Source organism: Lysinibacillus sp. FJAT-14745 (genome assembly GCF_001275675.1).
GTDB lineage: Bacteria > Bacillota > Bacilli > Bacillales_A > Planococcaceae > Lysinibacillus.
This window is the reverse complement of record NZ_LITM01000008.1, coordinates 84,742-94,981: the sequence shown is the minus strand read 5'-3', so window position 1 is coordinate 94,981 and position 10,240 is coordinate 84,742. Positions and strand designations below refer to the sequence as shown.

Annotated in this window: 7 protein-coding genes; 2 read left to right on the top strand and 5 right to left on the bottom strand. The window is 37.9% G+C overall.

The window, feature by feature from the left end; translation table 11 throughout:
• Nucleotides 1–393: 393 nt before the first annotated feature.
• Nucleotides 394–4,869 (top strand): endonuclease, encoded by a 4,476-nt coding sequence (locus AMS59_RS14200; protein WP_053484401.1) that lies wholly within the window; start codon nt 394–396, stop codon nt 4,867–4,869.
• Between the two features lie 139 nt (nt 4,870–5,008).
• On the opposite strand, the gene AMS59_RS14195 is transcribed toward AMS59_RS14200, so the two are convergent.
• Complete coding sequence (locus tag AMS59_RS14195) at nt 5,009–5,359, bottom strand: hypothetical protein (protein ID WP_053484400.1); 351 nt, start codon at nt 5,357–5,359, stop codon at nt 5,009–5,011.
• A gap of 210 nt (nt 5,360–5,569) precedes the next feature.
• Here AMS59_RS14195 and AMS59_RS14190 point away from each other — a divergent pair, with 210 nt between their 5' ends.
• The gene (locus AMS59_RS14190) at nt 5,570–6,574 is read left to right on the top strand and encodes an acyltransferase family protein (protein WP_053484399.1); all 1,005 of its coding nucleotides are present in this window, start codon (nt 5,570–5,572) and stop codon (nt 6,572–6,574) included.
• A gap of 39 nt (nt 6,575–6,613) precedes the next feature.
• Here AMS59_RS14190 and AMS59_RS14185 read toward each other — a convergent pair whose 3' ends face one another.
• The 4 genes from AMS59_RS14185 to AMS59_RS14170 all read right to left on the bottom strand — a co-directional run bounded on the left by AMS59_RS14185 (nt 6,614) and on the right by AMS59_RS14170 (nt 9,872).
• Nucleotides 6,614–6,907, bottom strand: coding sequence for a hypothetical protein (locus AMS59_RS14185; RefSeq protein WP_053484398.1), 294 nt, complete (start codon nt 6,905–6,907; stop codon nt 6,614–6,616).
• A gap of 88 nt (nt 6,908–6,995) precedes the next feature.
• The gene (locus AMS59_RS14180) at nt 6,996–8,177 is read right to left on the bottom strand and encodes a DHHW family protein (RefSeq protein ID WP_053484397.1); all 1,182 of its coding nucleotides are present in this window, start codon (nt 8,175–8,177) and stop codon (nt 6,996–6,998) included.
• A gap of 10 nt (nt 8,178–8,187) precedes the next feature.
• Nucleotides 8,188–9,612, bottom strand: coding sequence for an MBOAT family protein (locus AMS59_RS14175; protein ID WP_053484396.1), 1,425 nt, complete (start codon nt 9,610–9,612; stop codon nt 8,188–8,190).
• Complete coding sequence (locus AMS59_RS14170; protein WP_053484395.1) at nt 9,567–9,872, bottom strand: hypothetical protein; 306 nt, start codon at nt 9,870–9,872, stop codon at nt 9,567–9,569. The genes AMS59_RS14175 and AMS59_RS14170 overlap by 46 nt, the downstream gene beginning before the upstream one ends.
• Between the last annotated feature and the right edge of the window lie 368 nt (nt 9,873–10,240).

Here is a 10,240-nt window from a genome sequence, read left to right as displayed (position 1 = left end):
AGACCGTTTTTTCCTTCGTTTACGTTTAGAAACAGGTCGTTGATTTTGTCACCCACGACTTTTGGTGATGAGCCATTCATTTACATAATATAAATACTATAAAAATAGTGAATTAATAATAATATGTTTACATATATATGTAGTGGGGAAATATGTCGCCATATGCGAATTTAAACAATATTACTAGAAAGGTGAAAACAGTTAAGGAGGTTAGAAACAAAAGTAGAATAGAATCTAGATATTTCAGAAATAGATACTAAAAAAGTTAAATTAAATAGAATCACAGTTAATGGAGAAACAATTCTATAATTTTTTTGCAAAGTCTTCTCTTAAGTAGAGGGAAGGCATTGCATCTTAAAAACTAACTTTCCTAAATTTGAAAGGAGAATTGACTTGTCAAAGAATAATTGGAAGAAGTCTATAAATACTTTTTTAGCAACAACTCTAGTCGCAAGTGTTGCCGCGCCAGTAGCGCCCATCACTGTAAATGCTGAAACAGTTGCAAAGGATTTAATCATTTCGGAGTATATAGAAGGAAGTTCCTTTAATAAAGCAATTGAAATATATAATGGTACAGGTACCGCGGTTGATTTAAGTAATTATACTTTAGAGCTTCATACGAACGGAGAAGTTACTTCGAAAAACAAAGTGAATCTGACAGGTACTCTAGAAAACGGAGCTACCTATGTTGTTTATCATAAAGATGCAGATTCAAATATTAAAGCAAGAGGGAATCTAGAAAACTCAACTGTTATTAATTTCAATGGTGATGATCCTGTAGTATTAAGGAAATCTGGAGAGGTTATTGACTCCATTGGACAAGTTGGCGTGAGAGAAAATTTCGGTGTTGATGTAACCCTAGTAAGGAAAAAATCCGTTACTTCTGGAGATACAATTATAGACGACCCATTTGATTCAACAATGGAATGGGAGAAGTTGAATAAGGATGATTTCTCCAATTTAGGGCAACACGTAATGGATACAAATTCAGGCGAACCTGTTGATCCTGAAGCACCGACAGTTCTCTCAATTGGAGATGCCCGAAATAAAGGTCTAGGTGAAACGGTAACTATCAAAGGTAGGGTTGCAGCAGGCTTGAAAAATACGTTCTCTGTTCAAGATGATACGGGTGGTATTGCTGTGAGACCTACTAATCTAGCTATGTCTATCGGGGATGAAGTTACTTTAAAAGGTAAATTAGCAGACTATCGCGGGTTACTACAATTAGATGGTGCTACAATCGTTGAAAAAGTTGAAAATGCCGGTGTACCTTCGTCAAAGGTAGTAACAGGTGCTCAAGTAAATGAAGATAGCGAATCACAGCTAGTAACAGTGAAAAATGTTACTCTTACAGATGTTCAACAAGGGGCAGGGTGGGCAAACTTTACTGCAAATGACGGAACGAATTTCCTCGTACGAGATGAAACAAATTCTCTTGGTTTAACTGTCGGTACAAACTATGAATCTATCACTGGTATTGTTCAACAGTTCGATAAAGACTATCAAGTGATTCCTCGATCAAAAGCAGATATCGTAGTGGATAGTTCGGCATTAAAGCCTGCTATCGCATCTCCTGGAAGTGGAACATTCGTTGGGAAAACAGCAGTTACGTTAACAACACCGACAGTAGATGCGGAAATTTATTACACATTAGATGGCACAGAGCCAACTGATAAAAGTCTTAAATATGAGACGCCGATTGAGATTAGCAAAAATACTACTTTAAAAACAATAGTGAAAGCTAAAGATGGCACATACAGTGATATAACTACATTTGATTATACCTTTGCGAATAAATTACAAATTCATGATATTCAGGGTGCAGGGCATACTTCTACATTTGATGGTAAGACAGTTGAAGGAATTGAAGGTATCGTTACTTATTCATTTACGTTAAATAATAATTGGTATTATACGATTCAAACGCCAGATGAATTGGTTGATAATGATCCGAATACTTCTGAAGGAATTTTTCTGTACAGTGGAAAGAAACCATGGCCAATTAAGGTAGGGGATTTAGTATCTGTTAAAGGTAAAGTAAGCGAATATGCTTATGATGGCTATGATGATAGGCAGCAAACAGATTTAAAAACAACTCAAATTAATGTGCGAGACGATCAAAATGGAAAAGTAGAAGTCATTAAAAGTAGTGTAGCCTTACCAAAAGCAATTGAAATTGATAAGCTAAAAATGTCATTTAGTAAAATCGACAGTGATCAGCTTGAAATTTTTAATCCAACAATCGACGCTATTGATTATTGGGAAAGTATCGAAGGCATGAGAGTAGAAGTTGGAAACGTGAAAGCGGTGGCACCACAGGAGCATGGAGATTTAGTAACGGTACTTGAGGATGCACCGACGAACACACTTCACGGTGGGGTATTGTATGAGAAAGACAATGCAAATCCAAACAGAATTCAATTCCGATTAGAACCGAATGGCGCTGCACGCGATTTTGAAGTGGCTACAGGTGATAAATTTAAAGGGCCCATTACGGGAATCGTTGGCTATTCCTATCAAAACTTTAAAATCTATGCTTCTTTAGATGAGATGAAGGTTGCTAAAGAAAAAGGAGATACAACACCAGAGACTACAAAAATAGTAAAGGCAGAAGATAAGTTAACAATTGCCTCGTATAATTTGGAGAACTTCTCTAATAACAAAACTTCTACTACTGATGATAAAGCGAAAAAACTAGCAAGAGCAATTGGCATTGACATGGGAAGCCCAGACATTGTTGGTGTAACAGAGGTGCAAGATAATAACGGTGCTTCTCCTGGTGATTCAAAAGCAGATCAAAGTTATCAAAGACTAATTGACGCTATTAAGGCTGCTAGTGGTGTTGAATATAAGTATGTCAATATTGATCCTATCAACAATCAAGATGGTGGAGCACCAGATGCGAATATTCGTGTTGGCTTCCTGTATAATCCAGAGCGAGTGAAGTTGAAGGAAGGTATCCCAGCAGGAGATGCGACAACAGCAGTTGGTTATCAAGATGGGAAATTAACACTGAACCCTGGTCGTATTGATCCGGCAAATGAAGCGTTTAAAAGTAGCCGTAAACCTTTAGCAGCACAATTTGAATTTCAAGGTGAAGATGTAATTGTGATCGCAAATCATTGGAATTCTAAAAATGGAGATACGCCTTTATATGGCGCGATTCAGCCTCCACAGTATGGAAGTGAAGGGCAACGTAAAAAAATCGCCAATATTGTTTATAATTTTGTTGAGGACATTAAATCAAAAAATCCAGATGCAAACATTGTTTCTTTAGGCGATTTCAATGATTATCAATTTGCTGATGCTCTTAAAATCCATGAAGGCCAATTGATGACAAATATGATTAATAAAGTGGATGCTTCTGATCGTTACACATATGTATTTCAAGGGAATTCACAAGTATTAGATCATATTTTAGTGTCAAACAATCTTGCGGATAAAACAGCTGTCGATATTCTTCATATTAATGCTGATTTTACGGACATGGCTGGTCGTGCAAGTGACCATGATCCTGTAATGGTTCAAATCGATGTGAATAAAGGTTCAACTGTTGAACCGATTGAGCCTGAAATAGTATATGACTATAAGAACTTCAAGAAGAACAAATTGACAATAAATAAACCTAGTGTGGCAGTGCATTTAGATGCTCAATCTGTTATTCCAAAAGGTGTGTTCCTTAAAGGTGCTTATGCGGAGCTACATGGAGAAGGCTTTAAGATGACTGATGTTATCCTTAGTCCAGTTAAAGCAGGAATGATTATCGATCTTAAAGGTACTAGAGTGAAAACACTCACAATTGAAGGTCCAAATGTCAGTGAAATAAGAGGCGCTGAAAATCTAGATATAAAATCGATAATATATATAAAGGGTGCAGCTCCTGAGCAAATTAAATTTACAAATTCGAAGGGGGATCCCATTGTGGATCCTTCTTTGCCTTCAGAAAACAATCAACCAATAATTAAAAATCCGATTTCAAACAAAACTGTAGCTGTAGGAGAGGAAATTAACATTGATTTAACAGATCATTTTTCCGATCCTGATGGCGATGAACTTTCATTTACTGCCACAAAAGGCACTATCAATGGAAAGTTATTAACACTCAATGTAGATGAGGGTAGTCATATTGTTGGCGTTACAGCATCTGATGGAGAGAAAAGTGTCACTACAAGTTTCAGCGTTACAGTGATTGCTAATGATTATTATGCAGGTGCCTATAACAAGGAAGGTCAAGCACTAAAAAAGGCTCTTCATGACATCATTTCTGAACAAAAGGTGCTTTCTTATGATGACGTTTGGGATGTATTAAAGTATACGGATGAAGACCCTACTAATTCGAATAATGTAATTTTATTTTACTCTGGGAAATCTAGTGCAAAAACAAACAATGGTGGCAATGTAGGAAACTGGAATAGAGAGCATACGTGGGCAAAATCACACGGTAACTTTGGGACAAGCAAAGGACCAGGAACAGATATACATCACTTACGCGCAACCGATGTACAAGTTAATAGCTCAAGAGGAAATTTAGACTTTGACAATGGTGGCAGTCCAGTGGCTGGCTGTAATGGTTGCTTTAAAGATTCAGATTCATTCGAACCACCTAATCGCGTAAAAGGTGATGTAGCACGTATACTATTATATATGGCAACTCGTTATGAGCCTGGAGACAAAGTTGATCTTGAATTAAATGACAAAGTCAATAATGGAACAGCTCCATATCACGGTAAACTTTCTGTTCTTTTACAATGGCACAAGCAAGATCCTGTAGATGAATATGAAAAACAAAGAAATGAAAGAATTTACGAAATCCAAGGCAATCGAAATCCGTTTATAGACCATCCTGAATGGGTAGAGAAGATTTGGTGATGGAAAGTTCTATTAACATCGTGACTTAAACTTGTGATATTACTTTCCACCTTATTAATATAGAAGAGTACTCAAAACGCCACTTCAAAGTTTAATTTGAAGTGGCGTTTGTTTATGCGAAATTTTATGAAGGAACTTTTTAAACAACAACTTGTAGATCACTCATTCTTTTCAACTCTGCCTCATGCTGGATCGAGCGGGCTGATAGTAGTTCAATAATGCGGTGCTGGCTTTCTTGAATAACTGCTAGTCGGTTTACTTTTTCGTTCGTTTCTAAAACAGCTTGTTTGATTTGTTGTTGCTCAAACTCTACTACTTCAAGACGATTTTCCACCGACTCAAGACGGCTTTCCACCGACTCAAGACGGCTTTCCACTGACTCAAGACGGTTTTCTACTGACTCAAGACGATTTTCCACTGACTCAAGACGATTCTCAATTGAATCAAGATGTTGATTGATTTGCTTTAATTCGCTTAAAACTTCCTCCATCGATTTCACCTCTCTTCTATTAAATGTATCTATTTCGTTAGTCTATCTCTCTTTAACTTCTTTCAGCGGGTGCAATTATGCCGAGGCATAATTGATTATAATTCCTCCCATTATAGCATAGAAAACCTAGCTTACAAGGAACGCTCATTGCAATTATCGACAAATTATGACAGACTTAAAAGAGATATAAAGATACTAGGAGAATGTTTAGTGATTAAAGAGTGGGATTTACTACGTGTGTTAGCGTGTTTGTCTATTTTACTATTACACACTTCTTCGTGGATTATTATGGAGGTTGGGGCAATACCGGAGCAGACGTTTTATTTGTTTTTACGGATTGCGCTATGTTATGCGACGCCGACGTTTATTTTGTTATCTATTTTAATTTTGGCGAATCGTTATCAGGATAAAATACCGAGTAACTTTTGGTCGAATAGAATTCAATATATTTTTCTACCTTATTTAATATGGGCAATGCTTGATTCAATACTTGTGGAGGTGATTTTCTGCAAGGGCTTATTATGGGATAAGTTTGTCCGTAATGTTGTTTATAGTGAGTTTGTAGGCTGGTTTGTTGTAGTTATTTTGCAGCTATATGTAGTCTTTGTGTTGATGAAACGTTTTAAGTGGTCTATGGCTTGGTTTTTACCGTTATGTGTGATGATTACGCTGATCCATCATTCAGTGATTGCATTGCCATATCCATTTTTTGAAGAGAATGCAATCATGTTTCGTGTACTCTTTACGGGCTGGCTTGGTTATTTTGCGATAGCTTATGCGTTGGGTGTGTATTATACGCAGATTGCTGCGCTTGCGAAAAAGTATCGTTACGCGACGATTGTGTTGTTCGTGTTGTCTGGTGCCTTTTTATACATCCGTATGCTGCTCGGTTATACAGAGACGCATTCGAGACGACTTGATTTAGTACCGCTTGTCATAAGTATGACCTTGTTAGTAATTGCCTGGGGACAGTCGCTACCTTATACGAAAACGGTTCAGGTGCTGAGTCGATATGCGTTTATGATCTATCTCATTCATTGGGAGGTTCTGCGAATATCAACAGGCTGGTTTGTGGACCATTTTAATAGTACGCTAGTGCGAGTGCCGTTGCTCATGCTATGGACGATAGTCGTTTGTATGACGGTGACGAAGTTGATTTCTATGCTTCCATTTAGTCAGTGGGTAGTTGGGAAAATGAAAAAGCGTGCCACATAGGAAAAGCAGTGATTTCTTTCATGATAGAAATCACTGCTTTTATTGTATCGCCGGTAAAATAGTTAGTTGCGCCGGTAAAGGTTGAAATATCGCCGGTAAAAACGTTAGTTCCGCCGCTAACAGTGAGGGTTGCGCCGCTAACAAAGCGAGTATCGCCGCTACCATAGTCAGTTCCGCCGCTAAAGGTCGAAACATCGCCGCTACCATAGTCAGTTCCGCCGCTAAAGGTTGAAACATCGCCGCTAACATAGTCAATTCCGCCGCTAAAGGTCGAAACATCGCCGCTAACATAGTCAATTCCGCCGCTAAAGGTCGAAACATCGCCGCTAACATAGTCGATACCGCCGCTAAAAGTTAAAACATCGCTGCTAACAAAGCGAACACCGCCACTAGAAGATGATATCTACACTAATAGCTCTCGTTACTCTGGCATCAATTTTAAATTCCGGTCATTGTAAGCTAGTACAACATAGTCTGGATGCATGCTTTGTAGATAAGAGATAACATCTTTATCCAAGTAACGTAAGTCTAAAATCGTCAACTCTTTAAAGTGACTTGCTACATGAAATTGAATGCTGTTAAAATATGAATCTTTAATAACGACGATATGTTTATCGCTATCATAGTGATTGTTGACAATAGTGAGCTCTGCAAAGTCTCGGCTATAGGCATCAGCATAGTTGACGACTGCATCAGGACTCATTTTTTTGGCACGACCGTATACTGCGTCGTACGGAGCCGTTACTCCACCCTCAATTGTACCGTCGTAAATTGTAAATTGCGTTGCGAATGAAGCAGGCTCGTTGTAGCAAATTTGATCGTGATTATTGACTGTCATGTACAAAATTTTATTCCATGAGCCAGCAAATTTATTCTTTAAGCAATAAGTATTGGCTTCCTCGTATGGAATTGGCTTAATGGATTCACCGAGGCGTTCGCTCATTGTTTTCATTAGCGCCTGATAGCCTGAGTATGCACCGCGTATTGTCCAGTGATGATCGGTTTTGAAGAAGTTACGTTCAACAGAAAAGTCGTTCTTCATTTCATCATAGAGGCGAACATTGTCTACGCCTGCAGCAGTAACAAGCTCATGTAGGCGCATATTATTGGCAATTCCAGCGTCATCGGGCATATAGCTTGGACTTGGCTCACGTGAGTAAGTCGCCTTTGCTGGTAGCGAGTAATACGTAAACGGAATATTTTTTTCAGCTAGTCCTTCGCTTAGCTTTTGTAAATCAGAGGCGAAGGAAGCGAGCTCTTTATCAGGTTTTGCTTCAGCGGGCTTGGAAATAATCCAGCCGCTTTTATCATCAACTGCGTACTTATCGTTTAAGTAGGTTTTCCCCATTGCACGTTGGAAGTAAACATAGTTGCGCATCCAAGTATCACGTGCAGGAAATTGATCGGAAATATATGTTTCTACTTGCTTCGACCATGCCCCTGAAAAAATCTCCTGTAGGCTTGGTGAAAGGTTTGCAGATTCTAACGGACGGTTCTCCATTTCAGATTGTGGACGATCCACCGTTAATACATGCACGACGAAGCCACCGAAAATGATGCAAAAAAAGGTTATTGGTAATAGATACATTTGTATTTTTCGCATGTTGTCCCACCTAGAATCTAAAGTAAATGAATGGATTATGTGTTGCGTTCACTAAAAACATTGTGATAAAGAGCAACAATGCTCCATAGTAAATTGTTTGTACAAGGCGTAGACTCCAATCAAATGATAGGGAAGTCGTCGCTTTTTGCTCACTCCACGTTTGATAAAGTCTATAAATTGGCATTGCGAATATGATCGCGACTACAAAATACACGGCATAGTCCTTTGCAAGCAAAATCGTTTCATAATTATAAAGCGCCGCATCGGATAGCCCAAACAGCGTCTTGATAAATCCAAAGGCATATGTAAAGTCATTCGCTCTAAAGAATACCCAACCGATCATAACAATAATAAGAATATAAATATGGCGTAAGAAACGAGGTATGCGTTCCAACCATTTTAAAAGCACCCATTTTTCAAGGCAAATTAATATTCCGTAATAAAAGCCCCATGCCATAAATGTCCAGCTCGCTCCGTGCCAAAAGCCCGTTAACGTCCAAACAATTAATAAGTTTCGATATAGTTTCCATTCATGGCTAACACGGCTACCTCCAAGTGGGAAGTAGACATAATCTCTAAACCAGCTGCTAAGCGAAATATGCCAACGACGCCAAAAGTCTGTTACGGACTGTGCAATGTACGGATAGTTAAAGTTCTCTTCAAAATTAAAGCCGAAAATTCGTGCTAGACCAATGGCCATATCACTATAGCCAGAGAAGTCAAAATAGATTTGTAACGAGTAAGCTAAGATTCCTATCCAAGCAGTACCTGTTGTTAAATCACCGCCTGACAAACTGAAAACCTGGTCGGCGACTTCGCCCATCGGATTCGCAATCAGTACTTTTTTAGCTAAGCCTTGTACAAAACGACGTGTCCCGATCATCCAATCCTCAGCTGTAGAAAGACGCTTTTTAATTTGTTCGGCTACCGTTTGATAACGAACAATTGGTCCTGCCACGAGCTGTGGAAATAATGTAATGAAAAGTGATAAATCTAAAAAATTGCGCTGTGCCTTTACGTCTTTTCGATAAACATCGATAACATAGCTAAGTGCTTGGAACGTGTAGAATGAAATACCGATCGGAAGCGGTACAGCCTGCCATTCAATTGGCTTATCCAAGTAGTTGTTAATAATGTCCACAAAAAAGCCGGCATATTTGTAATAGCCTAGGATGGCCAAGTTACTCGCAATAACAAGCCAAAGTAGCGCTTTTCGTTTAGATTGCGAAACTGTATTTTCAATGACAATCCCTAAAATATAGTTGAGTAAAATAGAAATCATCATTAATAGTACATACTTCGGTTCACCCCATGCATAAAAGAACAGACTGGCCAAAAGTAGAATTGTGTTGCGTAACATCTTCGGAGAGATGAAGTACACAATGAGCACTAATGGTAAAAAGACATATAAAAATATAAGGCTACTAAAAACCATTCCTTCAAATCCTCATCTCTAATAATTGTTTTATCCATTATTGTATCGCGAAAGATCGCTGATAAAAAGCTAAGAATCGCTGATAAAATCGCAAAAATCGCTGATAAAAAGACCAGAATCGCTGATAACTTCGAGAAGATCGCTGATAAAAAGCCAATAATCGCTGATAACCCCACGAAAATCGCTGATAAAATACACCAAATATCGCCGATAGCATTACTACAATTTCTGAACGAATAATTGCTTATGAAATCTTCCAAATAACTAATAATCTACAAAACTTCTGGAAAAATCTAATATAATCAAGGAAATACAAGAATAAATTACCTACCTTATTGTAACGTAAATTCACGAATTGTTCACTAATGGTTTTTAATCAATTATTGCTTAAAAGTCGAATTTTGTTGAATTTTGGATGGTAAAAATGGCATGGGTAATATGGTATATTTTCCATACGGCAGTAAGGTTTGTCTGTTAATTTTCAGGATGGTAGTCTCAACAACGTTTTCATAAAATATGGTTAGAAAACCTTTAAAATTAAGGTATTACCACATTTTTCATTCCAGTTATTTCATTTTGAAATTTATTATCTCGTACTCTTATAATGAATTTGTAGTCATAAGCTTGG